Source organism: Petrachloros mirabilis, from assembly GCF_975968855.1.
On sequence record NZ_CDLUDY010000072.1, the window covers coordinates 1 to 22562 of the forward strand.

General features: G+C 53.7%; 29 protein-coding genes and 1 tRNA gene. 17 read left to right on the plus strand and 13 right to left on the minus strand.

The window, feature by feature from the left end; translation table 11 throughout:
- The 4 genes from ACWVCN_RS02935 to ACWVCN_RS02950 all read left to right on the plus strand — a co-directional run.
- The coding region (locus ACWVCN_RS02935; RefSeq protein WP_455244018.1) for a hypothetical protein at window positions 1–308 on the plus strand (308 nt) is incomplete at its 5' end.
- A 9-nt stretch (window positions 309–317) separates the two neighbouring features.
- Window positions 318–1073, plus strand: coding sequence for a hypothetical protein (locus tag ACWVCN_RS02940; protein WP_455244019.1), 756 nt, complete (start codon window positions 318–320; stop codon window positions 1071–1073).
- Window positions 1070–1798, plus strand: a complete 729-nt coding sequence (locus ACWVCN_RS02945) for a TPM domain-containing protein (protein ID WP_455244020.1) — start codon at window positions 1070–1072, stop codon at window positions 1796–1798. Before ACWVCN_RS02940 ends, ACWVCN_RS02945 begins: the two co-directional genes overlap by 4 nt.
- A gap of 144 nt (window positions 1799–1942) precedes the next feature.
- Entirely contained in the window at window positions 1943–2641 is a 699-nt protein-coding gene (locus ACWVCN_RS02950) for a hypothetical protein (protein ID WP_455244021.1), read from the plus strand.
- Between the two features lie 87 nt (window positions 2642–2728).
- Here ACWVCN_RS02950 and ACWVCN_RS02955 read toward each other — a convergent pair whose 3' ends face one another.
- The 3 genes from ACWVCN_RS02955 to ACWVCN_RS02965 all read right to left on the minus strand — a co-directional run bounded on the left by ACWVCN_RS02955 (window position 2729) and on the right by ACWVCN_RS02965 (window position 4680).
- Complete coding sequence (locus tag ACWVCN_RS02955) at window positions 2729–3487, minus strand: DUF6445 family protein (RefSeq protein WP_455244022.1); 759 nt, start codon at window positions 3485–3487, stop codon at window positions 2729–2731.
- A 64-nt stretch (window positions 3488–3551) separates the two neighbouring features.
- Window positions 3552–3998: a DUF5069 domain-containing protein gene (locus tag ACWVCN_RS02960; protein ID WP_455244023.1), complete on the minus strand. Its 447-nt coding sequence runs from the start codon at window positions 3996–3998 to the stop codon at window positions 3552–3554.
- A gap of 7 nt (window positions 3999–4005) precedes the next feature.
- Window positions 4006–4680: a DUF3386 family protein gene (locus ACWVCN_RS02965; protein ID WP_455244024.1), complete on the minus strand. Its 675-nt coding sequence runs from the start codon at window positions 4678–4680 to the stop codon at window positions 4006–4008.
- A 205-nt stretch (window positions 4681–4885) separates the two neighbouring features.
- Here ACWVCN_RS02965 and ACWVCN_RS02970 point away from each other — a divergent pair, with 205 nt between their 5' ends.
- Entirely contained in the window at window positions 4886–5224 is a 339-nt protein-coding gene (locus tag ACWVCN_RS02970) for a hypothetical protein (protein WP_455244025.1), read from the plus strand.
- 8 nt (window positions 5225–5232) lie between these two features.
- Here the strand turns inward: ACWVCN_RS02970 and ACWVCN_RS02975 are convergent, their stop codons facing one another.
- A complete protein-coding gene (locus ACWVCN_RS02975; protein ID WP_455244026.1) occupies window positions 5233–5529 on the minus strand; it encodes an ATP-dependent Clp protease adaptor ClpS in 297 nt (98 codons plus the stop codon).
- Window positions 5530–5787: 258 nt separating this feature from the next.
- Between ACWVCN_RS02975 and cax the strand changes: the two genes are divergently transcribed.
- On the plus strand, window positions 5788–6861 hold the full coding sequence (cax, locus tag ACWVCN_RS02980) for a calcium/proton exchanger (protein WP_455244027.1): 1074 nt from the start codon (window positions 5788–5790) through the stop codon (window positions 6859–6861).
- A 55-nt stretch (window positions 6862–6916) separates the two neighbouring features.
- On the opposite strand, the gene ACWVCN_RS02985 is transcribed toward cax, so the two are convergent.
- Window positions 6917–7114, minus strand: a complete 198-nt coding sequence (locus ACWVCN_RS02985) for a hypothetical protein (protein WP_455244028.1) — start codon at window positions 7112–7114, stop codon at window positions 6917–6919.
- 116 nt (window positions 7115–7230) lie between these two features.
- Here ACWVCN_RS02985 and ACWVCN_RS02990 point away from each other — a divergent pair, with 116 nt between their 5' ends.
- On the plus strand, window positions 7231–7590 hold the full coding sequence (locus ACWVCN_RS02990; RefSeq protein WP_455244029.1) for a hypothetical protein: 360 nt from the start codon (window positions 7231–7233) through the stop codon (window positions 7588–7590).
- 13 nt (window positions 7591–7603) lie between these two features.
- Here ACWVCN_RS02990 and hemW read toward each other — a convergent pair whose 3' ends face one another.
- Together hemW and ACWVCN_RS03000 are read right to left on the minus strand one after the other, a co-directional pair.
- Complete coding sequence (gene hemW, locus ACWVCN_RS02995) at window positions 7604–8737, minus strand: radical SAM family heme chaperone HemW (protein WP_455244030.1); 1134 nt, start codon at window positions 8735–8737, stop codon at window positions 7604–7606.
- Window positions 8734–9006, minus strand: coding sequence for a hypothetical protein (locus ACWVCN_RS03000; protein WP_455244031.1), 273 nt, complete (start codon window positions 9004–9006; stop codon window positions 8734–8736). Before ACWVCN_RS03000 ends, hemW begins: the two co-directional genes overlap by 4 nt.
- A gap of 70 nt (window positions 9007–9076) precedes the next feature.
- Here ACWVCN_RS03000 and ACWVCN_RS03005 point away from each other — a divergent pair, with 70 nt between their 5' ends.
- From ACWVCN_RS03005 to ACWVCN_RS03015, 3 genes are all read left to right on the plus strand, one after another.
- Complete coding sequence (locus ACWVCN_RS03005; protein ID WP_455244032.1) at window positions 9077–9304, plus strand: FmdB family zinc ribbon protein; 228 nt, start codon at window positions 9077–9079, stop codon at window positions 9302–9304.
- A 9-nt stretch (window positions 9305–9313) separates the two neighbouring features.
- On the plus strand, window positions 9314–9631 hold the full coding sequence (locus ACWVCN_RS03010; protein WP_455244033.1) for a hypothetical protein: 318 nt from the start codon (window positions 9314–9316) through the stop codon (window positions 9629–9631).
- 124 nt (window positions 9632–9755) lie between these two features.
- Window positions 9756–10304: a hypothetical protein gene (locus tag ACWVCN_RS03015; protein WP_455244034.1), complete on the plus strand. Its 549-nt coding sequence runs from the start codon at window positions 9756–9758 to the stop codon at window positions 10302–10304.
- Window positions 10305–10392: 88 nt separating this feature from the next.
- Here the strand turns inward: ACWVCN_RS03015 and ACWVCN_RS03020 are convergent, their stop codons facing one another.
- Together ACWVCN_RS03020 and ACWVCN_RS03025 are read right to left on the minus strand one after the other, a co-directional pair.
- Entirely contained in the window at window positions 10393–11280 is an 888-nt protein-coding gene (locus ACWVCN_RS03020) for a formylglycine-generating enzyme family protein (RefSeq protein ID WP_455244035.1), read from the minus strand.
- Window positions 11277–12026 (minus strand): TenA family transcriptional regulator, encoded by a 750-nt coding sequence (locus tag ACWVCN_RS03025; protein ID WP_455244036.1) that lies wholly within the window; start codon window positions 12024–12026, stop codon window positions 11277–11279. The genes ACWVCN_RS03020 and ACWVCN_RS03025 overlap by 4 nt, the downstream gene beginning before the upstream one ends.
- A 52-nt stretch (window positions 12027–12078) precedes the next feature.
- Here ACWVCN_RS03025 and ACWVCN_RS03030 point away from each other — a divergent pair, with 52 nt between their 5' ends.
- Together ACWVCN_RS03030 and ACWVCN_RS03035 are read left to right on the plus strand one after the other, a co-directional pair.
- The gene (locus tag ACWVCN_RS03030; RefSeq protein ID WP_455244037.1) at window positions 12079–12363 is read left to right on the plus strand and encodes a hypothetical protein; all 285 of its coding nucleotides are present in this window, start codon (window positions 12079–12081) and stop codon (window positions 12361–12363) included.
- Between the two features lie 88 nt (window positions 12364–12451).
- Complete coding sequence (locus ACWVCN_RS03035) at window positions 12452–12694, plus strand: putative signal transducing protein (protein WP_455244038.1); 243 nt, start codon at window positions 12452–12454, stop codon at window positions 12692–12694.
- A gap of 1 nt (window position 12695) precedes the next feature.
- Here ACWVCN_RS03035 and ACWVCN_RS03040 read toward each other — a convergent pair whose 3' ends face one another.
- A complete protein-coding gene (locus tag ACWVCN_RS03040; RefSeq protein WP_455244039.1) occupies window positions 12696–13142 on the minus strand; it encodes a hypothetical protein in 447 nt (148 codons plus the stop codon).
- A gap of 111 nt (window positions 13143–13253) precedes the next feature.
- Between ACWVCN_RS03040 and ACWVCN_RS03045 the strand changes: the two genes are divergently transcribed.
- Window positions 13254–13793 (plus strand): hypothetical protein, encoded by a 540-nt coding sequence (locus ACWVCN_RS03045; RefSeq protein WP_455244040.1) that lies wholly within the window; start codon window positions 13254–13256, stop codon window positions 13791–13793.
- A gap of 29 nt (window positions 13794–13822) precedes the next feature.
- Here ACWVCN_RS03045 and ACWVCN_RS03050 read toward each other — a convergent pair whose 3' ends face one another.
- Window positions 13823–14602 carry a hypothetical protein gene (locus ACWVCN_RS03050; protein WP_455244041.1) on the minus strand — a complete coding sequence of 260 codons (780 nt, stop codon included), beginning with the start codon at window positions 14600–14602 and terminating at the stop codon, window positions 13823–13825.
- A gap of 155 nt (window positions 14603–14757) precedes the next feature.
- Between ACWVCN_RS03050 and metH the strand changes: the two genes are divergently transcribed.
- Window positions 14758–18438: a methionine synthase gene (gene metH / locus ACWVCN_RS03055; RefSeq protein ID WP_455244042.1), complete on the plus strand. Its 3681-nt coding sequence runs from the start codon at window positions 14758–14760 to the stop codon at window positions 18436–18438.
- A 20-nt stretch (window positions 18439–18458) separates the two neighbouring features.
- Here metH and ACWVCN_RS03060 read toward each other — a convergent pair whose 3' ends face one another.
- Together ACWVCN_RS03060 and ACWVCN_RS03065 are read right to left on the minus strand one after the other, a co-directional pair.
- The gene (locus ACWVCN_RS03060; RefSeq protein ID WP_455244043.1) at window positions 18459–18968 is read right to left on the minus strand and encodes a hypothetical protein; all 510 of its coding nucleotides are present in this window, start codon (window positions 18966–18968) and stop codon (window positions 18459–18461) included.
- Between the two features lie 130 nt (window positions 18969–19098).
- The gene (locus ACWVCN_RS03065; protein ID WP_455244044.1) at window positions 19099–20238 is read right to left on the minus strand and encodes an HD domain-containing phosphohydrolase; all 1140 of its coding nucleotides are present in this window, start codon (window positions 20236–20238) and stop codon (window positions 19099–19101) included.
- 408 nt (window positions 20239–20646) lie between these two features.
- Between ACWVCN_RS03065 and rph the strand changes: the two genes are divergently transcribed.
- From rph to ACWVCN_RS03080, 3 genes are all read left to right on the plus strand, one after another.
- Complete coding sequence (rph, locus tag ACWVCN_RS03070; RefSeq protein WP_455244045.1) at window positions 20647–21387, plus strand: ribonuclease PH; 741 nt, start codon at window positions 20647–20649, stop codon at window positions 21385–21387.
- A gap of 15 nt (window positions 21388–21402) precedes the next feature.
- Window positions 21403–22002 (plus strand): XTP/dITP diphosphatase, encoded by a 600-nt coding sequence (locus ACWVCN_RS03075; RefSeq protein WP_455244046.1) that lies wholly within the window; start codon window positions 21403–21405, stop codon window positions 22000–22002.
- 14 nt (window positions 22003–22016) lie between these two features.
- A tRNA-Pro gene (locus tag ACWVCN_RS03080) sits at window positions 22017–22093 on the plus strand.
- Window positions 22094–22562: the final 469 nt, after the last annotated feature.

Below are 22562 nucleotides of genomic sequence, written 5' to 3' on the forward strand. Positions count from 1 at the left end.
CCGACAATGATTGCTCGGCCGAACGCCTGAAAAACTACGAAACAGCGCGCCGTCCCCATGTGACAATGTTGCAACGGCTGGCCGATCAGCAGGTGTTCTATTGGAACACCGGCAATCCCTTCGTGGCTTTTCTGCGCGACCGCGCTTTTATGACTCTGGACCGGAATGCACGCCTGCGGTATCAGGTTCTGTCGACCACAGCGGGCTTGCGAAAGCAAGCGCCGCTTACGTTGATTGATAAGGCGATCGCCGCAGGGTTCTTGCCCGACATCTTTGCTCATCAGATAGTGCAACAGCGAACGTCATAGCGAGGGGTCATGGCTTCAGCCGATAGAATCATCGAAGGATTGCCGGAGGAAACTCTAGGGCTGGTGCATGCCTATGCCAAAGATGTGAAGGCAGTGTTCGGCGAGCAACTCGAGGGACTCTTGATATACGGGAGCGCCGTTCGCGGCGAATTTCTCCCGGGGCGCTCCAATCTGAATATGTTGTTCGTCATTTCGAACTTCGATGCCCCCACCTTGAAGCTCTATGCACCCATCCATAAACGATGGAGTAAGGAACAGGTGGTTGTGCCGTTATTTCTCACGGATCAAGAGCTGCAAACTTCTTCCGTGCTGTTCCCGCTCGAGTTTGTGGAGATTCAGGAGTACCACCGTGTCCTTGGAGGGCGAGATCCTTTCGTCGGTTTTCATGTGGACGGAGGACGGCTCAAGGATGAAGTCATGCAAGGATTTGTCAGTCATGTGTTAAGGCTGCGTCAGCGGTTTGCTGAGGGAGGCGGGACCAACGATGCGGTTACAATTCTGCTCCCGCTTTCGATCACGTCGCTTCTTCCTCTGCTGCGTGGAGTGCAGCGCGTATCGGGAAAGACAGTGGTGCCCCAGTCCGATGCGCTGATCAAAGACGTGGGTGATCATTTCGGGATCGACCTGCAGGGTTTGCTCGATGCCCTGTTACTCAAACGGGGGCAGATTACCCCTGGCCCTGGCGAAGTTCCACGGCTGTTCGATCGTTATCTGCATGCCACCTCTACTCTGACAAATGCCGTAATTCGGTCACTGTCATCATGAAGAGATTTTTGATCCTTTGGGCCATCTTGATTCCGGTCCTTTGCGATACCGCGCTGTTCGCAAGTCCTTATGAACGGCCGAGGATCAAATTGCCAGACCCCATGGGGTATGTCAGCGACCATGCCATGGTGCTCGAAGAGGAGTGGCGGGCTCGCATCCGTTCCGTCGCGCAGGATCTGGAGCGGAAAACCGGTGTGGAAATGGTGGTCGTGACGGTTCCGACGATCAAACCATTCGGTTCGGCGCATGATTTCGCGACTGCGCTCTACGAGAAGTGGGGAATCGGGTCTGCTCAACAGGAGCACGGCATCTTGGTTCTTGTCTCTATGGAGGAACGGCAGGCGGCCATGACACTCGGGCGGCGGATGCTTCCGATTATTACACCGGAAGTGATGAGTCAGGTTGGCGGTGAGTATCTGCATCCCTCGATCGGTCGTGGGCATTTCGGGGAAGGTCTTTACCGGACGAGCGTGGCGCTTGCTTCGCGTTGCCAGGATATCCGTGTCGGCTCGCTCTCACGAGCACATTTCAAAGGCCTGGGGTTCTGGATCACTCTGTTTACAAGTATCGGAGCGATGTCCTTTTTGTGGTGGATCAGCAGGCCGGATCTTCGCCATCCGTACAGCCGAATCCGAAAGGGCGAATATTGGGGAACCGGGCAGGGTGGATTCGGGGGAAATTGGGGTGGATTCGGCGGAGGGACGAGCGGTGAGGGGTTTCGGTAGGACAGCTCACGCGGCTCGGGTGTTCACGGATTCTGTTTAGAGGCGGTAACCGCAACTGTCAGGTGACGGGAAACTCCCCCTCAGGCCATTGTAGCTTGGCGTATGGGAGGAGTAGACTGAATCCTGATCAGGAGCGGTCGTCGTATGGTTTCAAATCAAACAGGCTGCAGCGCACTCGTAAATGCTGTTCGCGACAATGCGCGGGAACTCTTCTCCCTGCGAACCGCATTACTCTTGTCGGCTCTGTGTTGCATTAATGTCGTCACAATGGCGAGCTCGGCTTTGGCATTGCGCGAAATGTTGCCGCAGAAAGAGCAGGAAGTAACCCAGTTCGGTGATCTTGGAATTCCCCCCTTGGATCAAAAAAATTGGAAGCGGCCGCAGAACATGTTTTCCTGGATCACGATGGCCTGTGACTGGCAGGTCCCCACCGACAGTTTCGGCCGTCCCGGTTGGTTCACCAACTCCAGAATCCTGCCCGTGATCCCAGGGGTATCGGAATTTCCACCCTCCCAAGGCCCTATCTACATCGTCTATGAGATTCCGTCGCTCGATGCTCCAATGCAGATGAACGCGGATTGGTTTTTGCTGAGCAAAGAGGGCAAGCCGGTCGGTGATTCGCTTGGCAAAGACGCTCAATTCATGGATATGAACGAGGGGTACGGTTATTTGGAAGTCCGTCCACCGAAGGACGGGTGGAGGGTAGGCGATTATATTGTGAAGATTTACATCAGCAGCCCGGGTCAACAAATCCATGCATTGAGCCAGGTCGGCACAATGACGTTCTCGATCAACGATTCTCCACAGACTGCGGCGGCTTGCAGTCAAGAACCCTCTCGCTGACCATTCCGGTTGTTTCTTCTCAGGAATTTATGACATGTCTGATGAGTTTAATGGGCGAGAGATTATTCGCGTGCCCAGAATAGCCTGTCAGTCATGGCCCTGGAAGTAAAGGATCTGGTTCATCCGAAAATAGTCCCGAAATTGTCCTTCTTCGATGTGCTGCGAATGGAATGCGCGCCCATCGAAAATCACTAATCGATTGGGTTTCATGTCAATTCGATAGAGGAGTTCCCAGTACTCGTTCCCGTCGTTGATATAGGCATTGTTCTTCGCGGCATACTCCGGTCTGAAGAAGACCGAATTGAAAAACTCGGCGTATCCTTCCTCGGTTCGGAGCTTTGCCGCCGAGATGCCATGGTTCTGAGCGAGCCGGATTAGTTCCGGGGTGATGTTGATGGGAACACGCGTCAGGCCAGTGGGGCGATGCCGGTAAAGCCCGGTTCCCCCGCTGCACATTTCTTCAGGATTTAAGTACACCATGGCGGTGACGCCTTGGTCGATATGGGGCTGCCGCTGCCAAGGGCTCAGTTGATAATTCCGATTTTGAATAGCGGAGAAAATCACGGGATGATACTCCGCGTGAAACGGCTTCAATGGTTCTCCCCAGAATTTGCCGAGAGTCTGAATCAGTGGAGATGTGTCGAGTGTCACCATTGCGCGTGAACCGGGATAGCTGCCGATGACGGATCTCGTTTCGGTGTAATAGAGCCCGAGGGCGAGATCAGCCACTTTTTCGGGATGGAGGTAGAAATTATCGGCGAGCACAACTCTCAGATTGGCCGGCCCGATTTGGTGGACGGTCACATTGCAGGCAGGGTTAACTTCCAGAATTCCCGCACTCCACACGCCGGAGAACCCCTTCACAACTAACGACAGAATGCCGGATTCTGAACCTATACGAATAGGAGAGTCAACCCCCGGCTCTGCGACGTCGTAGAGGAACTGCGCGCCCTTCTTCCAAGTCCTGCAGATCAGACCAGGCTGTAATGTCGGTGCGGGAGGGATCAACTGCGTCGAGGTACTTCTTGAATCGTGCAGCACTTTCCGGAGAGCTTGGGCCTCGGGCTAAAAGATTTGCGTTCCATTCCTCTAGCTGAGCGGGTGGATGTTCCCTTGCGGTCCGTCGAAACCACTTGCCGACCCCTTCATCGGTCGAATTGGTTCGTACCGCTTCGGTGAATTGTTGGGCAGTGATTCCAGCAAACTCCATGAGACGTTCATCCAGTGGGCAGGGATAGATGTATTCACCCTCGGTTCCCGCGAGGACGGCCCGGCATTTGTCGATCATGCGCGCAAGATGCACATAGCCTTCCATCTTAACGCGCATGCTGCGGGGGAATTCCCTCCGGAGATCCATGTCGGTTTCAGAGTAATTTGTGATTCTTGAACGTCAGACTTTTTACGACAACCTCACCGTTCTCGAAAGAGATGATCCGGCGTGTCGCCGGAAGGTCCGAAGAGCCGATGCGAACGTGGGTGTCGGTGAAACTCTCCACGTTATTCAGTTTGCCATTTTCCGGAGAGTAATAATAAACCGTGTACTTCGTGGTCAGGTTTTTCTGATCCTGCGTCACCGCACTCTCTTCGACATTAATCGTGAAGGCGAACGGGGGCATGCCGGGATGGGCCATCTTGCGGTTGATCTGTGTGATACGGCCATTTTTGAGGCGATAGAACGAGTTGGATCCGTGAATATCGAGCCTGCTTCCGAAGGGATGGCCGTCTTCCTGCATGGTCAGCGTATATTTCCCGTCGGATTCCTCGAAACTTCGAGGGCCGCGATGGACGGCGATCATGCCGAGTTGTTCCTGAGCCCATTTTTGGACGTCAGGGATGTCCAGTTGAACGGAGACGTCTCTCGGTCCCTTAACAATCACGGGACCGGAGGTTTCCGCGCCGTTGATGTTGACGGTTAAATCGGCCGTGAAGCCTTTGAAATCCTTCTGCCATCGTGCGGTGTTGTCGAAGGCCTGGCGCAGCGCTTCGCGGGCTTTCGGATCATCGGCGACTGCCGGTCTTTCTGAAGGTGGTTTGTCCATACTGATATCTCCTGCGTGAAGGTGAACAACTCTGCGAGAGTATACCTACCCTCTCGTCCGGCACTCAATGGGGGTTGTGATGACGGTAGAGCAAGAATGAACATTTTCAAATCATGGGGAATTTTGCTATAGTGCGCTGATTTTTTCCGGCGACGTGCGCGTGGCCGAAGAGGCGCACGGTGACAGGAACGTTGAAAGGACGGGCATGGAACGACGGGCGGCTTCCCATACTGAAGAAGAAGAAATGAATCAAAGGCGGCGTTTGCTCAACGCCGCGAAAAAAGGGGATCAGAAGGCGGTTGCTAAACTGTTCGAGTTGTATCAGGTTCGTGTCTATAGTAGTGAAATGGTCAGTAAGCTGAACCGAACTGCGGGAACCCATAAGCTGCAGGCGGAGGTGGCTCAATCGAAGATGGGAAAGGGCAAGGGGGCATCCAAGCAGACTGCTCAAAAGACTCAGAGGACTCAAAGGAAAGTTTCCCATAAGAAGTCAAAGCCCGGCGCAAAGGTTTCACCCAAGAAAAAGATTTCCCGCAAGAAGTAACTGCTCTGCTACTGCACTGCCACGCGAAGTCCGCCGCTTCCGAGTTTACCGGCGATTTCTTCCGCCTGCTTCAACTCTCCGGTATAGACGACCGCTTCGCCATGGTGATCGATTTTCCAGGCCAACTCGAAGGCCCGAGAAGGGGTCATTCCAGGTATGCACTGACAGAACAATGATATGACCTGCTGATAGGTATGGCAGTCGCAATTGTAGACAATGACGCGTGCGTCGAGCCCGTCGCCTGCTCCTGTTGAAGGCGTCTCCGTTTCCAGAGGGGTTGCAACGGGGGTTTGAGTGCCGACCATGGACTGCAATTTTAACAGAGATTCTTCTCCCGATTGCTATCGAATTCTGACACCAAGGTCAATCGGCACCGAGGGCTGGCCCTCAAACGCGAGGTGACGAACGTTCCTATGAACTTGAGAAACGGACCGGCGTGAATCGTGAGCGGAGTCGGTCGCTCCTCGTGTCGCGGCGATGCTTGAACCGAAGTGGAAAAAGAGAACATCTAGGTTCAGGCTGTTTCGTCGACAAGCGTGTGTCGTCATGCTAACGTTCCGCGCATGAAGAGTCTTTTTACCTCTTGGCTTGATGTGCTGCTCGTCTTCGTGCCTCTGACGATTGTGGTGGAGCTGATCGGGGCCGATCCGCTGTTGGTTTTCATATCCGCGGCGCTTGCCATTATCCCGCTTGCCGGAATAATGGGACGGGCAACCGAACATCTGACCGCTCATGTCGGGGCTGGAATCGGCGGACTGCTGAACGCCTCGCTGGGGAATGCCGCTGAATTGATCATTGCGCTGATTGCCTTGCGCGAGGGGTTGCACGATGTTGTTAAAGCGTCGTTGACCGGTTCTATTTTAGGAAACATCTTGCTGGTCCTGGGCCTGTCGATGCTCGCAGGTGGCTTGAAATTCGAGAAACAGAAATTCAACCAGACGGCGGCCGGATTGGGGGCAAGTCTGCTGCTCCTAGCCGCGGTCGGCCTGATTATCCCCGCAGTGTTTCATTATACGGCGGCCGACCGTGGCCTCGCGATAGAACGAGAGCTGAGCCTCGAGATCGCTCTTGTATTATTCATCATTTACGTCACAAGTCTCGTGTTTTCCTTGAAGACACACAAGCATCTATTTACCGGAGATCTTCACGATGCGTCCGATCTAGGGGAGGAGCCGTGGACTCGCTCGCAATCCCTCATTGTCCTGGCCGTTGTGACCGGATTGGTGGCGATTATGAGCGAAATGCTCGTCGGGGCGCTCGACCATGCGTCCAAAACTTTGGGGCTGACCCAGCTGTTTGTCGGGGTGATCCTCGTGGCTCTTATCGGCAACGCTGCAGAACATTCGACCGCGGTCATGGTGGCGATGAAGAACAAGATGGATTTGGCGCTGGGAATTGCCGTTGGCTCGAGCTTGCAGATTGCTCTTCTTGTGGCGCCGATCTTGGTGTTTGCCAGTTACCTATTCGGGGCTCCCCTCGACCTTATCTTTACGCCGTTCGAAGTCGCTGCTGTGACGATCTCTGTTTTGGCCGTCGGATTTGTTTCACTGGACGGAGAGTCCAACTGGATGGAGGGAGTGATGCTGGTCGGAGTGTATGCGATGCTGGCGATCGCCTTCTATTTTCTCCCTGCCTGATGGCTCGCAGGCAATCTTTCTGTGATGTTCCTGGCCGTATGCGGTCGGATAATTCTTAGAACGGATCCATGTCGATCACTTCGGTCGCATCCCACAGGTTCTTCCACTCGGCATCGGCGAGGGCTTTGATTTTGTCCTCTTCAGTTTCTTCACCAAACTGTCTGGGGCGAGCTTCATGCTCGGACTGTGGTTGAGGGGAAGGGGTCTGAGGGGTTCGCCGGTGCTTCTTTGCAGGGTCCATGTTGATGGGCATGAGGCCTCCTCAATCAGCTATTAGTCTCGCCCCTCATTGGGGAACTTGTCAATGGCACCCATGAGGTATTGTTTGGCCGTTGACCTCACTCTACGGCCTTGTTAGAGTCGCCCGCCATGTTGGATGCCAAAGTCTGGTGGCCACTTTTCCCTCTTCTCCTTTTGATTGTCATCGTTGCCTTGACGTGGGCCTTGGTCCTCGTTGTGAGGGGCGGGACTGACGGGCGTGCCAGGTGGCTCCAAGTCGGGTCGTTCGTCTGCTATTTCTTGGCTGCAGCTTCAGCGATCGCCAGCGAGCGCGGATTGGTATCAGCCAACCTGCATCGTCCTTTTTCGATTCTCACGCAGCTGTGCATTTTCGGAGCCCTCCTCCACCACTGGAAGGGGCCCAGCCCGGCACTCAGATGGCTGAATGGTCTGGCGTGGGCAGGAATTTTAGCAGATGCGGGTTTGCACTATCTGATGATCCGGCATTAACTCGTCACGGAGATCAATACAACTGCTCGGCGATTGTGTCGGCGTGAAGTTGTCCCTGTGCCGACAACCTGGTTCGATCCCCCTCATCTTCAATCAAATCTTTTGCTTTGAGGAAGTGCAAAGTTTCAAGACGTCCGAAGTTCCTCGCGTGTTCCAAGAGGAGGGAAGTGGGAACTCCTTTCAGGAGCCGAAGACCGAAAATGACGGCGTCTCGGAGATGTTCTTCTCGAGACAGGCGCGTCGGATCATGAATTGGAAGCCGGCCGTCGGCGAGCGCATGGTGATAGGCTGTCAAGTTGGCTACTTTTCCGAAACGGACGCCCTGCACAAAGGATTGCGCGCTTGGCCCTAGCCCCAGGTAGTCGCCGTTCGTCCAATACAGTTGGTTGTGCCTGCAGATGAAACCTGGTTTGGCATAGTTGGAGATTTCGTAATGCTCGAATCCCCAATTGGCCAGAATGTTTTGGGCGGCGCGAAACATCTCGATCTGCATCGTTTCATCCGGGGGCTCGGTCCTTTGATGCCGAACGGCATGGGCATATGGAGTGCCTTCTTCGATGGTCAATGCATAACAGGACACGTGTGATGGACTCAGTTGGAGGCTTTGAAGGAGTGTCTCTTCCCAATGCTTGAGCGACTGCCCAGGCAGCCCATACATCAGGTCAAGATTAATGTTAATAAAGCCTGTTTTCCGAGCGGCATGGACGGCGGTGATAGTTTCTTCCTTCGTCCCGGGACGTCCAATCTGCTTCAGTTCATCGTCGTGCAGTGATTCCGCACCGAAACTTATCCGGTTCACTCCCGCGCTTAGCAACACATCCAGATCGTGGTCTGTCACTGTCCCAGGATGGGCTTCGACCGTGATCTCACAATCTGTCGCCAGCGAATACGACTGACGCACCGCGTCTAGAATGCGGAGCAGTTGGGCGGTTCTGAGTGCCGTGGGTGTTCCGCCTCCGAAATAGAGGGTTTGAACGGTGCGCCCTGCGATGTCAGCTTGCGTGGCATGCAGCCGCAACTCGGTGGTCAGCGACCGGAGGAAGCTTTCGGCAGCTGGTTCACGGTGGATTTCGAAATAGAACGCGCAGAAGTCGCACCGCAATCGGCAGAAGGGAATATGGATGTACAGTCCAATAGGAACGGTCATGATGGAAAAATAAACGGTACGGGTTTTGAGAAGTCTCGAGTCATGACAATCTCGATTTCATCAGTCGGCGACAACCCCCGGTTACGGATATGGGACGACCAGGCATGATGTTGACGGAGCGATTCAAAGACCTGCTTCAGGACTTGAGGCTTGATATGCGCCTCCCATTCCCGTGTCCAGGCCAGGCTGTCTTCGTCGCCGTCGTAATCGTCAGGGAAGGCAGCTTCAAGGCTGAATTTCAGGGTAAATGACTTTTCTTCATGATACATCGAATTCTCCCCCGCATTGCGAAGCGCCGTTCGACGCCTCTATAATGAGGCCTCAAGAAGGAGTGGAATTATGCCTATATTCGAATATGTCTGCCGTGAATGCAATCATCGATTCGAACAGCTCATCCAGGGGTCGACCCAGGCTACTTGTCCCAGATGCACGGGGACGGCGCTGGAAAAACAGTTTTCCGCTTTTGGTGTCGGCGCCACTGAACCTTGGGCTTCGTCAGGCGGTGGCGGCGGGTCTTGCGGCAGTTGTGGCGATCCGCGAGGGCCGGGCGCCTGTTCTATGAACTGAGTGGCGGTAATGGATTCCGGCGAACAGCTCAAAGGGGCGATTTCCGCCATCTCGCAATCCGATCCGCTCATCAAGCTGCTCGATCAAGTTCGACTTGGGCGCATGAAAGCAAATGACGTAGGCCTACGGGCTATCGTCGAATCCTGGCTGACGACCTATCAGAAAGTCGTCGGAACCGCAGGACTCACCAAACAAGCACTGCGACAAATCGACCCCACTCCGCGCACGGCGGAACTCGCACAAATCGGTGTCATCAAGGAAGACCATCCCGCTATGACGGGGTTGCAGTCTGCTTTCCGACAGGCTTTGGACAGGGCTCCTGAGTAACTCGTTATTTATGTGTAGGCTTCTGTCTGTTCTCATCTTTCTCCTTTTTCTTCTGGTGGGCATTCCGGTTAGCAGCAACGGGCTCAGTTCGAGTGGCCCGCTCCGGCTGATTCCTAAGAGTGGATTGACCTCAATCCTCCCGGTCGATGCCCGCCTCATGGTGAAGCCCGAGACGATAGAGGAGTTCCTAATCGCCTTGGATGGCCAGCCACCGGATTGGCGTGCTTTGTATGGGAATGGCCATGGAGATTCTGGTCTCGACGATCGGCTGTTTGCATTGAACAGGGAGCGTGATGCAAAGCGAGCGGGCCGGCCTCCATTGTCATGGCTTGTATCCTTCTTGTGGGTCGGAGAATTGTCCAGGTACGATTCAGAGAGAGGGGGTTTTCCCGTTGCATTGGGCCCAAAATTCATCAAGACGCGCTGGGGGGTGATACGGTTCAAGCCTGAAGAGACACCGGGGAATTTGCTTGTGGCATTGGATGCCGTTCAGCGGGAACAATATCAGCGGGAACTTGGAAAGAATCAAACTTTTGAAATTGATGTCGTAATGACAGGCCGGCTTGTTCCGGAAGAATCGCTCGTCTACGACTTTTCTCACGATGAAGAGGGACTGGGTCTGATCATGCCGTTCGTGCGAGTGGAGCGGATCGATTTGGTTCTTCCGCCGTGAACGCCGCCTGAATCGCACCAACGCACTGCCATAAAGACTACTGTGCCTATTTACATTGACACGTTGGGAAAGGTGCTGTTCACCTGAGCTAGAACGGGTCCTTGGCGCATCGGAAGCCGATACCGCTGGCAGGTTCTGAGGGATACCCATAGTCCCGGTTGGTGGTCCGCAGGCTTCTTGCCGGTTTAAGCCATGATCCACCGCGAACAACCTTGAGGAGTTGTCCGTTAGGGCCTTGAGGATCAGACAGCGGTGCGTTGAGATACGAGTAGGGTTCGTACCAGTCCATCACCCATTCGGATACGTTCCCTGCCATGTCTAATAGGCCATAGGGACTGGCACCATCTGGAAAGCTGCCGACCGGCATGGTGAGCACTTCGCCCTTGAGTCCTCGCTCATGTGATATGCGCGCTCCCTCGCCTGCCATCCAGAAGGCTTCCCACTCCGTTCGGTCCTTGAACTCGATCGTGCGGCCTGCCCAATAACTGGCGCTGTTGGCTTTGGAGAAATCCCATTCATTGCCCCAAGGGTAACGTCGGCTGTCGATGCCTCGCGCTGCTTTTTCCCATTCTGCTTCCGACGGCAAGCGTCGTCCTCGCCACTTGCAGTAGGCCAAAGCATCGTTCCAGTTTACGTTGACGACCGGATGCTCCTCGCTGCCTGGGAACGGGGTGTTGTGAAACCAGAGTGTGAGTTGTGGCCTCAGATGAATAGGCGCCGGATGGTCCGTGGCGTCGATAAATTGTTTGTACTGGGCGTTCGTGACTTCGTAACGGTCAATCCAGTAGGCGCTGACAAACACCTTTCGCTGAGGACGCTCGTCGTCGAAAGTGATTCCGTCGTCGAAGCTTCCCATCAGGAATTCCCCTGCCGGGATAAGGACCATGCCGTCGGTGACCTCGGCGCTGCTAAAAGGTGGGGTATGGCATGCGAAACAGAGGGGAATCACTAGTCCGATCAGCAGCCTGTTCTTCATCCTTTCCTGATTCCGCAAGCTTTCGCGACGGCATCACGGTAGGCAGTCCACAGTGTTAAACAGGTCTTCAGGCAGGTGAGAACCGCCCGTTGCTGCCCGCGTGACGTTGCGTAATTCACGACCATATTGTAGGCGTCATGGCGATGTCCCGCTTCGACCATTTGATGGGCGCGAATAAGGTCCATGGCGTCGGGAGGCACACGGTAATGTTTCACCAAACTGTGCTGCTGAATAACAGATTCGATTTCTTCGGCGGTCTTGGGTTTGGATGGTTCGGCCAACTCTTTTCTATCCTTGATGCTTCCCTCGACGAACACGGTCAACGCTGCGGCGCCGCCGACCCAATCGTTATGGCGCGACAGGCGGTCGAGGCAGGCGCGATAGCGTCGCGCCGCAGGTAAAAGGGTGACACGTTCAAACCTTCTCGTGGACAATCCCAACCCGTTCATCATGGCAAGAAACAGGTCCGGGTGAGACTTCCCGAGGGAAAGCCCCCCTGTATCCTCTTCGTAGATGTTTTCAGCCAGCATTCGCCGTACAGACGGGGGAGGGTTTTGCCCGTGGATTCTGGCTAACAGGACAGGGAAATCTCTCACGTATACGCCGTATTCCTGCTCGAAATGGATCTTCAGTTGGTCGAGCGTAAGGGATCCATTGACGAAGGTTGGCCAGGCCCAGTGATGTTTCCGATCCATGATGCGGAGTATCTCTTCTTGAAAGCGGCTCTTGGTCAGCGGTCTTGCCATCTGGGTTGCCTTCCTAAAGTGGGCCTCGTTACAATCAGCTTATAGAGGCATCATGAAGCCGTTGACGATTCAAAATCCAGAAGACATTCTCTCATTGCTTGCCGAGGTGACTCTGCGTGGATCAGGTTTTGTCACGGAGTGTCTTCTCGACTATGTGCTCGACGAAGGATTCACCGAACCCATTTATCTGAATGTCAGCGGTGAAGATCCCAATGCCTTTTACAAGGGACAGTCGCCAGCGTGGGCCGTCTATCAGGTTCGGGAATGGAAACGCGTGCTGACGATCTCCGGAGGGCCTGGCCAGCAGCGGCGCGTACAAATTACCGAAACGCCTTGAATGTTGATCGAGTGTAGGAGGGTTCATTGGAAATTGCAACGGAGGGATCGGTTCGTGTCTGGAAGGCAGAGAAGTGGGAGTTGAGACAATGGGAATGATCCGCTTGGCCGAGCCATACACAATCGGCGAGTTGGCTCTGTTGCAAAGTCTGCTCGAAGGAAGCGGGATTGAATATGTCATTTGTCATGCCAACATCAATAGCCTGTACCCCGGGGTTCCGGGATTGAATTCACATATCATGGTGGAAGAATCGGACTATATACGGGCAGAACAGATCCTTCATCGTCTTCGGGTCGACATGCGGGAGGTGTGGGGGGAAGCGCAAGCCTGATCTAACCCTGAGATTTAGGGACGTGTGGATTGGAGGGACCCTTTGTCGGGAGGCGTTCTCCTGATCCTTGAAACCAACCTCCGATCAACGTACCTTCTTCAAAATACAGGTAACGGTGTTTCACGACCGACGGGCTTTCCCAATCTTCGAAAATCCATTCCTCCCGCCGGATTCCTTCGTCGGTAAAAGAGGTGTTGATCGTCTGCGGACCACCCCAGGCTTGTAGTACTTGGTTTTTTGACATGCCAACCATGACGCGATGTTCAGCGATGTGTTTTTCAAAGTTCGGATCGAGAAGTTGCGCGATCAAGGGCCAAATGATCATCAAGATGGCGAAGAGAGCCAATCCTGTATAAATCGTTATCCGCACCGGTTTCTGGCGAATGAACGAGTCGTCAGAGTCCGGCGTTTCCTTAGAGTCAGACGTTATGTGAGTTGTGTTATCCATACGCACGGCTTCAGCGCATCGTAACAATCCCTCCGGAAGCCGTCAAGGCGTCGGCGTCTGATTTATCCTGATGAATCAATGAGATCTGACGATGGGCTATACTAGATCATTATGCCGATCGCTTTTTGGGCAAAAGGGGTATGCAGAGGGAGCATTTATCTGTTTTTTGCCGGATTCCTGCTTGCCGGTTTGTTGGGGCTGACCGCTGCGAGTACCGTCTCGGCGAAATCACTATATTCTTATCGTGACCATCAGGGCACGAATGTAATCACTGATGATTATGATCGTATTCCTGCCGAATATCGCGCCAACGTAGTGAAGGTAGAGCAGGAGGGAAAATCATCCCGAGGTGGTAGTGTGCTTCAAACTGTCCAATCAATTGGAAACGCAACGATCAATTTTCCGGGCATGACTCATTATCAGTCGCATGCCTTGACGGTGGCAGGGGCATTGTTTCTTCTCTGTCTGACACTCCGATTCCTGAGTGGAAGCCAGGTAATGCGTTTTCTCTCACTTTGGGGATTAGTCATGTTGGGCTTGACAACTCCCATCCTCATCTACTTTTCCCAAGACGGCCCCCTCGATATTCTTCGCGGACAGGCATCTCACATCCAGAACAAACAGCAGGAACATCTCAAGCACGTCCAATAAAACGACGTCCCCCATGCCTTCGAACGCCATCAGTCTGCATACTGTGGCAGGGGGATCTTCTTAGTTTTTGCCTGACGAGGAACGGTCTGCTGTTGAGCGAATGCTGCTGAATAGGGATTCAGAATGGACTCATGCGTGTGGCGTTGTCGGCGTCTGACGATCTCCAAGCTCTGCGTCCCGATTTCCATACGGTCAATGAGGGCCTTTGTTGTGAGGGGATCGGGTAGTCCCTGTAACGAAAACAGCTGATACGTGAGAGTCCAATTGAGAGAGTCTTTCCCTTTCTCTCGAACTATGAATCGGGCTTCCGGTGAAGGATCACCTTTAAACAGCAGTATCCAAATATTCGAGCGAAACGCAGGCGACGATGGATCATCTGACGGTTTGAATTCGGGCACGAGCGACGGAACCTGCTGGATTGGGACTGGTGGAGAAAATTCGATATCGACGAGCCTGACGAAGAGGGGGCGATCTTCGTTGTGGTCGTTGGGATCAAAGGCGTAACTGAAAGAGTAACGGATGTCTATCCCCTCTCGTGTGAACGTATAGACGTCTTCACCGTTTTCCGGTGAAACAAGTTTTCGGAAGTATCTGTCCCAGTCTGTGATGGCGTAATAGGTAAAGACGCGCAATGCCGATTTGCGGTCTCTGACGGCCTGTGGCATCCCGATCTTGTCATGCAGTTCATTTTGAGAGAGCCCTAAGAACCCGTCCTCAAAATAGGGAGCGGCAACCACTGTTGCCGGTAGAAAACAGAAGATCGCCACCGACATGGTAAAATGGACAATTTGATCGGCCAGGCGGTTCATAGACAAGACTACTGTCTGTTTCCGTAATCAAGCTCATCGTATCGGCGCTTCCCTAGCCTGTCAAGGCGCGAGAGGGAAGATTGGTTGCCGGTCGGTACAGTTATCAGTATGATGGCGCAATCTGCGCTCAGAGGTAGTTGGAGAAGGTGATAAACGTGCAGTTATTGGAGTCTATACTTCAGGATCGTATCGTGGTCCTCGATGGGGCCATGGGGACCATGATCCAGCAGCGGAAGCTGGATGAGGCGGCTTTTCGAGGAGAACGCTTCAAGGATTGGAAGCGGGACCTCAAGGGACACAATGATCTCTTAAACATCACGCAACCGGCTATCATTGAAGATATTCATCTGCAGTACCTCGAGGCCGGTGCTGATATTGTCGAAACCAACACCTTCAATTCCCAGGCGATTTCCTTGAGCGACTATCAGATGGAGTCTCTGGGGTATGAATTATCTAAAGCCGGTGCGGAATGTGCCAAACGGGCGGTTCAAACCGTTCAATCAAAACAATCAGGACGCCAGTGTTTTGTGGCTGGAGCCATCGGGCCCACGACAAAGACTTCATCGATTTCAACGGATGTCAATAATCCTGCGGCCCGCGGTACAACCTTTCAGGAATTAGTCAGAGCGTATAGTGAGCAAGTCCGCGGTCTTCTCGACGGAGGTGCTGACATTCTGCTCGTCGAGACGATTTTTGACACCCTTAACGCCAAGGCAGCCTTCTTTGCCATTCAGCAGGTTTTTGATGAGATCGGACGGCGAGTGCCCATTATGGCTTCTGTCACATTCATTCAGGCCGGAAGCAATAGAGGAGTCACAGGACAAACGGTCGAAGCTTTCTGGAATTCCATCTCACACGTGCCACTGCTGAGTGTCGGAATGAACTGCGCCTTAGGACCAAAGGAAATGCGGCCTCTGATCGAGGAGCTGGCTTCCATCGCCCCAGTCTATATCAGTGCACACCCGAATGCAGGACTGCCGAATCCTTTGTTGCCGACGGGTTTTCCCGAGACGCCCGATACGCTTGCGCCTCAATTGCGTGAATGGGCTGGGAACGGTTGGCTGAACATTGTCGGAGGTTGTTGTGGAACGACCCCCGCCCATATCAAGTTGATCGCTGAAACGGTGCGCGGACTGAAGCCGCGGGAGATCCCGAGCGTGGAACCCTATACGCGTTTAAGTGGGCTGGAAGCTCTCACCATTCGTCCCGAATCGAACTTCATCAACGTCGGTGAAAGGACCAACGTGACCGGATCTCCGGCCTTCGCGAAGCTCATCCTCGCGGGTGATTACGAAGCGGCCCTATCGGTGGCGCGTCAGCAGGTGGAGGGAGGGGCTCAAATCATCGACGTTAACATGGACGAGGGCATGCTGGATTCCATAGCCGCCATGGAGAAATTTCTCCGACTGGTCGCATCGGAGCCTGAAATCTGCAAAGTACCTATCATGGTCGATAGCTCGAAGTGGGAGGTTCTGGAAACCGGTCTTCGCAATATCCAAGGGAAGGCCGTCGTCAACAGTATCAGCCTCAAGGAAGGGGAGCGGAAATTCGTTGAGCAGGCAAAACTAATCAGACGGTACGGCGCCGCCGTCGTTATTATGGCATTCGATGAAAAGGGGCAGGCGGATACCTTGGAAAGGAAAAAGGAAATCTGTGCCAGGTCCTACAGGATCTTGACGGAGCAGATTGGTTTTCCTCCACAAGACATCATTTTCGATCCGAACGTTCTGACGGTCGCGACAGGGATCGACGAGCACAATAACTACGCCGTGTATTTTATTGAGGCTACACGGTGGATCAAACAGCATCTTCCCGGGGCCAAAGTCAGCGGGGGCATCAGTAACATCTCCTTCTCGTTTCGTGGCAACAACGTCGTGCGGGAGGCGATGCACGCGGCGTTTTTGTACCATGCCATCAAAGCAGGGCTCGACATGGGTATCGTCAATGCCGGACAGTTGGCGGTGTACGAGGAGATTCCCAGGGATTTGCTTGAGCTGGTGGAAGATGTGTTGCTGAATCGACGTCCCGACGCGACCGAACGCCTGGTGGCATTTGCCGAGACGGTCAAACAAAAGGGAAAGGTTGCGGCAAAGGACAACGAATGGAGAAAGGGAACGGTAGAAGAACGTTTGTCTCATGCCCTCATCAAGGGCATTACAGACTACATCGATCAGGATGTCGAAGAAGCACGTCAGAAATATCCCAAGCCGCTTGCCGTGATTGAAGGTCCCTTGATGGCCGGCATGAATATCGTCGGAGACCTGTTCGGTAGCGGCAAAATGTTTCTGCCTCAAGTTGTCAAAAGCGCAAGGGTTATGAAGAAGGCAGTAGCCTACCTCATGCCCTTCATGGAGGAGGAAAAAAAACGATTAGGACAGTACCGATCGCAGGGAAAGGTGTTGTTGGCTACGGTCAAGGGTGACGTGCACGATATCGGCAAGAATATCGTAGGTGTCGTGTTGGGGTGTAACAATTACGATGTGATCGATCTCGGCGTCATGGTGCCTTGTGAAACGATTCTTGCAACGGCAAAGGACCGCAAGGTTGACGTAATCGGCCTCAGTGGCTTGATTACGCCCTCCCTTGATGAAATGGTGCATGTGGCCAAAGAGATGACTCGCGAAGGCCTGGAGATGCCGTTGTTGATCGGAGGAGCGACGACGAGCAAGGCGCACACGGCTGTGAAGATCGCTCCGTCGTATGGAGCGGGCGTGATCCATGTATTGGACGCCTCACGGGCGGTCGGAGTGCTCGGCAGCCTTGTCAGTCCCAGCCAGAAATCCGCATTCATCGGACAGATCCGTGCCGAGTATGCACACGTACGCGAAGCCCATCAGGAACGCGGCAGCAAGGCGGTTCTGTCACTGGAGCAGGCTCGTTCCAATCGGTTCACCTGTGACTGGGCCACTATTGACATGCCGACCCCTGCCTTCATTGGCTCGCGAGTGATCGAAGACCAACCTCTAACCGACCTCGTCAGCTATATCGATTGGTCTCCGTTCTTTCACACCTGGGAGTTGAAAGGGCGTTACCCTTCGATTTTCGATGATGCGACCACAGGGGCTAAGGCAAAGGAGCTGTTTGAGGATGCGGCATACTTGCTTGATCAAATCGTGAAAGAACGGCTGTTGAAAGCCAAAGGGGTCTACGGTTTCTATGCTGCTGCGAGTTCAGGGGATGATCTTGAATTGTATACAGACGGCACGCGAACCAATGTGCTGACGACGATCCATACGCTACGGCAGCAAACTGAAAAACCGAATGGGCAGCCCAATCTTGCTTTGGCCGATTATGTCGCGCCGAAGGGATCGGGAAGGCAGGACCACGTCGGCCTCTTTGCCGTGACGGCGGGCATCGGTCTGGAGGATCTATGCCGGCAATTCGACAGGGATCATGACGACTATAACTCGATTATGGCAAAGGCCTTGGCCGATCGATTAGCGGAGGCCTTTGCCGAGTATCTCCATAAACGGGTCAGGGAGGAATGGGGATACGGCAGAAATGAGTCGCTGACCAATGAAGAACTCATCCGTGAAAAGTATAGAGGCATTCGTCCCGCTCCCGGATATCCAGCTTGCCCGGACCATACCGAGAAACGCACCTTGTTTGATGTGTTGCGGGTGGAGAAGCGGGCCGGCATGACACTGACGGAGAGCTTTGCAATGCTGCCCGCCGCATCTGTAAGCGGTTTCTACTTTGCCCATCCTGAAGCGAGGTATTTCGCCGTGGGGAAAATCGGGAAGGATCAAGTCAAAGACTATGCTCGTCGAAAGGGGATGGATCTTTCCGTGATCGAGCGGTGGCTTGCCCCCAATCTCAACTATGAGCCAACGTGATGAGTCCTCAGAGAGGTTTATCAGGAGACTTCGGCGAGCAGAGGTTGTCGGGTAGGTTTTCCGATCGTCGCAACCAGTGAAGATTTGACCAACCGATATCGGTCTTCCGCCCACCGGTTGAATGCTTCCGCATCTTGAAAGACGAGGTCCCACGCCTTGACGGCATCAAGCATCAGGAGCTGCTGGGGACCCTCGTTCTCAAGCAACAAGACTACCAGGACGGCCGATTTGCCGGTTAGGCTGATGTCGGTGAAAACATGGACGACGGCTCCGTGTGGAAGCAGAACGTCTCGTGAGGCGGCTTCGATCAGCGGCTGGTAGAGGCGGCGAAGAAATTGCGCTGTCACTTCGTGCGCGTTGGTAGTTCCGAGTAGTCTTGGATTCGGCAATTCACCAAACAGGTTCTCAGTGAGGTATGTGGCGGCTTCCCAGGTCGGCATGACGCCGGATGTCACAAGCGCCTCGCAGAGATAGGCGAGCCAGTTCCTTGTGATTCCGGACTTCTTCATCGCTGGAGTCTTCTTCGCCATGATTGGAAATCCTTTCTATTCCGTCGCCACCGTTCCAACTCCTGTTATGGCGAAAAGGGAGCGGCACCGATCCGATTGCCTGCAGTATAGCGAGAGGTGGAGTGCTGTCAATGAATAGATGAAATGTGCACTATAAACGCGGAAATCCGGGAGGATGGCGGTCCGCATAATTTTCGTGGATATGTTTGATGTCACTCAGTGAGGCCAAGAAGACATCCAGGAGTTCAGGGTCGAAGTGCTCTCCTCGATGTTTGGACATGAGTTCAACGGCATGGTCGAATTCAAAGGCCGGCTTGTACACTCTCGCTGTCGTGAGAGCGTCGAAGGCATCCGCAATTGATGCGATTCGTCCTTCGATTGGAATTGCTTCCCCTTTCAATTTCCGTGGATACCCGCTCCCATCCCATCGTTCATGATGTGTTAAGGCGATAGTTGCAGCGACGTTGAGGATCTCCGCGTCGGATCCAGCCAGAATGCGATAGCCGATTTCAGCATGTTGAGAGATCACGTTGAATTCGTCCTGAGTGAACTTTCCGGGTTTGAGGAGGACGTGATCAGGCGTGCCGATTTTCCCGATGTCGTGCATCGGGCTGGCTGTACGGATCAGGTCGCACTGTTCCGCGGATAAACCGTATCGGCGGGCCAAGAGTTCGCAATATTGGCTCATTCGCTGGATGTGTTGGGCGGTCGCGCTGTCGCGATACTCCGCGGCGATGGCGAGCCGTTGAATCGTTTCTTCCCTCGACAACCGAAGCTCCTTCTCGCTGCGTTCCAGCCAGGATAAGGCCTGCTGTAACGCCATCGTTCGTGTCCTGACCACATCTTCCAGATTTTCGCGATGCAGGCGGTTGTCGATTTCCAGCCGGCGTCGTCGCAGAGCATTGGCTACATTAATGAGAACCTCATTGGATTCGAACGGTTTGATGATGTAGCCGAACGCCCCCATGTCCAACGCCGCATTGGCAAGAATCGGGCTGTCCAAACCCGTAACCATAATAGCTGCCGTATTGGGGTACTGACCCAAAATGCTCCGGACGAGGTCCATCCCGGATTCGCCCGGCATGTTTACGTCGCAGAGCACTAACGCGTATGGAGAATCTTCCAGATGTCCACGTGCCTCTTTTGCATCGGATGCGAGGGTGGTTTCGTATCCGTGAGATCGAAGCATGTAGCCGAGCAAGCGACGGATGCATTCTTCATCATCAACAATCAAGATCCGTTTTAGATCCAGTAATGCTTGCTGGCTTTGCCGATCAAGTAGCAATGTCATGGGGAAAGGACCGTTTCGAATTGGGGTGGGTTGTGTCCGGTGCGTGGTGTTGTCGAGAAGCATGAGTGTTGTTTATGTCCAGGGAACTGTAAGACGGCGTGCAGCTTTTGTGCCAATCAATTGTGATTTCGTGCTTGGAAGAATCGCAAGGTGAACAAAACACTTGTCTCATTTTTGATGTGAAAACCCTTTTATTTTCTAATTGCTGCCGGCAGCCGAACCGCCAGGGTTGGCCCGAGCGAATTCATGAAAAAGAAATACCGAGGTGTGGAGGGTACAGATTTGGGCAGATGGCCACGAGTTTGAACAGATCAATTGGAGGGGACCGGCGGCAAGTCGGCCATTTCATTGCTCTTTAACAAACGCTTCACTATAATGCGCCGACTAACTTGATAGGAGCATTGGAGAATGAGCGCACCAGCGTTTCTTCGGGCTGATGGACGGCGAAAAGATCAGATTCGACCGGTTAAAGTGACCAGGAATTTTATCAAACATGCGGAAGGGTCTGTGCTGATCGAAATGGGCGATACTAAAGTGATTTGCACCGCATCTGTCGAAGAAAAAGTTCCCCCTTTTCTTAAGGGGAAGGGCACTGGGTGGGTCACGGCGGAGTATTCCATGCTTCCCCGGTCGACGCACGAGCGCTCCCCGCGCGAATCTGTTAAGGGCAAGCAGGGGGGGCGGACGTTGGAGATACAGCGGCTGGTGGGCAGGGCCCTCCGGGCCGTCACGGATATGTCCCAATTGGGAGAACGGTCGATCTGGATCGATTGCGATGTGATTCAGGCGGACGGAGGAACGCGGACGGCCTCGATTACCGGATCTTTTATCGCATTGGCCGATGCGCTGACCACGCTCAAGACACGAGGTTTGATCAAGAAACGTCCTCTGATGGATTATTTAGCTGCGATCAGTGTGGGAAAAGTCGGAGGAGAAATCCTTGTCGATCTCGCATACAGTGAAGACTCGGCGGCGGAAGTTGATATGAATTTGGTGATGACCGGGAAAGGCCAATTCGTGGAAGTTCAAGGTACAGCGGAGCGAACACCTTTCGCCAAACAGGACATGGATGGTTTTCTTTCGCAAGGATGGGGAGCGATTCAGACGTTGACAGCATTGCAACGTGACTTGATCGGGGCACTGGAATAACTAGCGATGCTGGAGATGGTTTTAGCAACACGAAATCGACACAAGCGGGATGAACTGGCAGCCTTGCTATCCGGTCTGAACGTTCGCATTCGAACGATGGACGAGTTTCCCGACGTGCCTGAAGTCGTCGAGGATGGTGAAACGTGTCAGGCGAATGCGATCAAGAAGGCCAAATCAGTGGCTGCGGCAACCGGCAAGGTTGCTGTTGCGGACGACACCGGTTTGGAAGTCGACGCATTGGGCGGTCGCCCAGGAGCGTATGCGGCCCGCTATGCGGGCGAGCATGCGACGTACGAAGATAATTGGCGCAAGCTTCTTCGAGAACTCAAGGGCGTATCATTGGAGCAACGCACGGCAAGATTCATCACTGTCGCAGCGATCGCATCACCGGAAGGCGACGTACAGATCGCTCAAGGGATCTTGGAAGGCAGGATCGCCGAAGAACCGAGCGGTTCGAAGGGATTCGGATACGATCCGGTGTTCCTTGTGCCAGATTCGGGAAAGACTCTGGCCGAGCTGTCACCGGAGGAGAAGAACCGCGTCAGCCACAGGGCAAAAGCATTTGCCCAAGTCCGAAGTTTGTTGCAGAATACAAACCAAACTGTTGGTAGTTGAGTGACCAGAAACGTCGGGGCGTAGCGCAGCCCGGTAGCGCGCCTGCTTTGGGAGCAGGATGTCGGAGGTTCAAATCCTCTCGCCCCGACCAAACTACACTTCGCGCGTACATCAGGCTAATCATCTTCTTATTGTAATTGATGCCTGCGGATAAACCCCCTAAATTAAATCTTCTCCGTTTTCTTATTGCATACCGCTGGCTCTTTTTATGTTGCGTTAGGACGTGCGCGGATAGCTCGTCCAACGTTGTCTTAGCCTATTTTTCGTTCGCACCGTCGGCTAATCAAACTAAGCCCTCCGCATTGACGCCAGCGGAAAAAACCCGCAACTGTTCAGTCGTACCCAGCTCGCCCAAATGCAAATTAGGCGATATTGTATTGGTGTTGTAGCCCTCAAACTAACCCCGCTTGGAAATTCCCTTGTGGCGTCTTCGGCTGTTATTCCGAAATCGTAATCGTGATTGACGTAGCAGCCCAGTCTCCCTGTGGCACATTAGATGCATCGACTGCAGGGTCTCCGCCTTCAATTTGAGGAATCGTCGTCGTGAGATCTTGCGGCAG

Coding starts and splice junctions, on each gene's coding strand:
- ACWVCN_RS02985 (WP_455244028.1), bottom strand. CDS start 7,114: ATGCCCATCAACATGGACCCTGCAAAGAAGCACCGGCGAACCCCTCAG.
- ACWVCN_RS03065 (WP_455244044.1), bottom strand. CDS start 20,238: ATGACATTGCTACTTGATCGGCAAAGCCAGCAAGCATTACTGGATCTA.
- ACWVCN_RS03005 (WP_455244032.1), top strand. CDS start 9,077: ATGCCTATATTCGAATATGTCTGCCGTGAATGCAATCATCGATTCGAA.
- cax (WP_455244027.1), top strand. CDS start 5,788: ATGAAGAGTCTTTTTACCTCTTGGCTTGATGTGCTGCTCGTCTTCGTG.
- ACWVCN_RS03010 (WP_455244033.1), top strand. CDS start 9,314: ATGGATTCCGGCGAACAGCTCAAAGGGGCGATTTCCGCCATCTCGCAA.
- ACWVCN_RS02970 (WP_455244025.1), top strand. CDS start 4,886: ATGGAACGACGGGCGGCTTCCCATACTGAAGAAGAAGAAATGAATCAA.
- ACWVCN_RS03030 (WP_455244037.1), top strand. CDS start 12,079: ATGAAGCCGTTGACGATTCAAAATCCAGAAGACATTCTCTCATTGCTT.
- ACWVCN_RS03035 (WP_455244038.1), top strand. CDS start 12,452: ATGGGAATGATCCGCTTGGCCGAGCCATACACAATCGGCGAGTTGGCT.
- ACWVCN_RS03060 (WP_455244043.1), bottom strand. CDS start 18,968: ATGGCGAAGAAGACTCCAGCGATGAAGAAGTCCGGAATCACAAGGAAC.
- ACWVCN_RS02940 (WP_455244019.1), top strand. CDS start 318: ATGGCTTCAGCCGATAGAATCATCGAAGGATTGCCGGAGGAAACTCTA.
- rph (WP_455244045.1), top strand. CDS start 20,647: ATGAGCGCACCAGCGTTTCTTCGGGCTGATGGACGGCGAAAAGATCAG.
- ACWVCN_RS02960 (WP_455244023.1), bottom strand. CDS start 3,998: ATGGATCTCCGGAGGGAATTCCCCCGCAGCATGCGCGTTAAGATGGAA.
- ACWVCN_RS03050 (WP_455244041.1), bottom strand. CDS start 14,602: ATGAACCGCCTGGCCGATCAAATTGTCCATTTTACCATGTCGGTGGCG.
- ACWVCN_RS03075 (WP_455244046.1), top strand. CDS start 21,403: ATGGTTTTAGCAACACGAAATCGACACAAGCGGGATGAACTGGCAGCC.
- ACWVCN_RS03045 (WP_455244040.1), top strand. CDS start 13,254: ATGCCGATCGCTTTTTGGGCAAAAGGGGTATGCAGAGGGAGCATTTAT.
- ACWVCN_RS02990 (WP_455244029.1), top strand. CDS start 7,231: ATGTTGGATGCCAAAGTCTGGTGGCCACTTTTCCCTCTTCTCCTTTTG.
- ACWVCN_RS02945 (WP_455244020.1), top strand. CDS start 1,070: ATGAAGAGATTTTTGATCCTTTGGGCCATCTTGATTCCGGTCCTTTGC.
- ACWVCN_RS03020 (WP_455244035.1), bottom strand. CDS start 11,280: ATGAAGAACAGGCTGCTGATCGGACTAGTGATTCCCCTCTGTTTCGCA.
- ACWVCN_RS02975 (WP_455244026.1), bottom strand. CDS start 5,529: ATGGTCGGCACTCAAACCCCCGTTGCAACCCCTCTGGAAACGGAGACG.
- hemW (WP_455244030.1), bottom strand. CDS start 8,737: ATGACCGTTCCTATTGGACTGTACATCCATATTCCCTTCTGCCGATTG.
- ACWVCN_RS03000 (WP_455244031.1), bottom strand. CDS start 9,006: ATGTATCATGAAGAAAAGTCATTTACCCTGAAATTCAGCCTTGAAGCT.
- ACWVCN_RS03040 (WP_455244039.1), bottom strand. CDS start 13,142: ATGGATAACACAACTCACATAACGTCTGACTCTAAGGAAACGCCGGAC.
- ACWVCN_RS03025 (WP_455244036.1), bottom strand. CDS start 12,026: ATGGCAAGACCGCTGACCAAGAGCCGCTTTCAAGAAGAGATACTCCGC.
- ACWVCN_RS02950 (WP_455244021.1), top strand. CDS start 1,943: ATGGTTTCAAATCAAACAGGCTGCAGCGCACTCGTAAATGCTGTTCGC.
- ACWVCN_RS02965 (WP_455244024.1), bottom strand. CDS start 4,680: ATGGACAAACCACCTTCAGAAAGACCGGCAGTCGCCGATGATCCGAAA.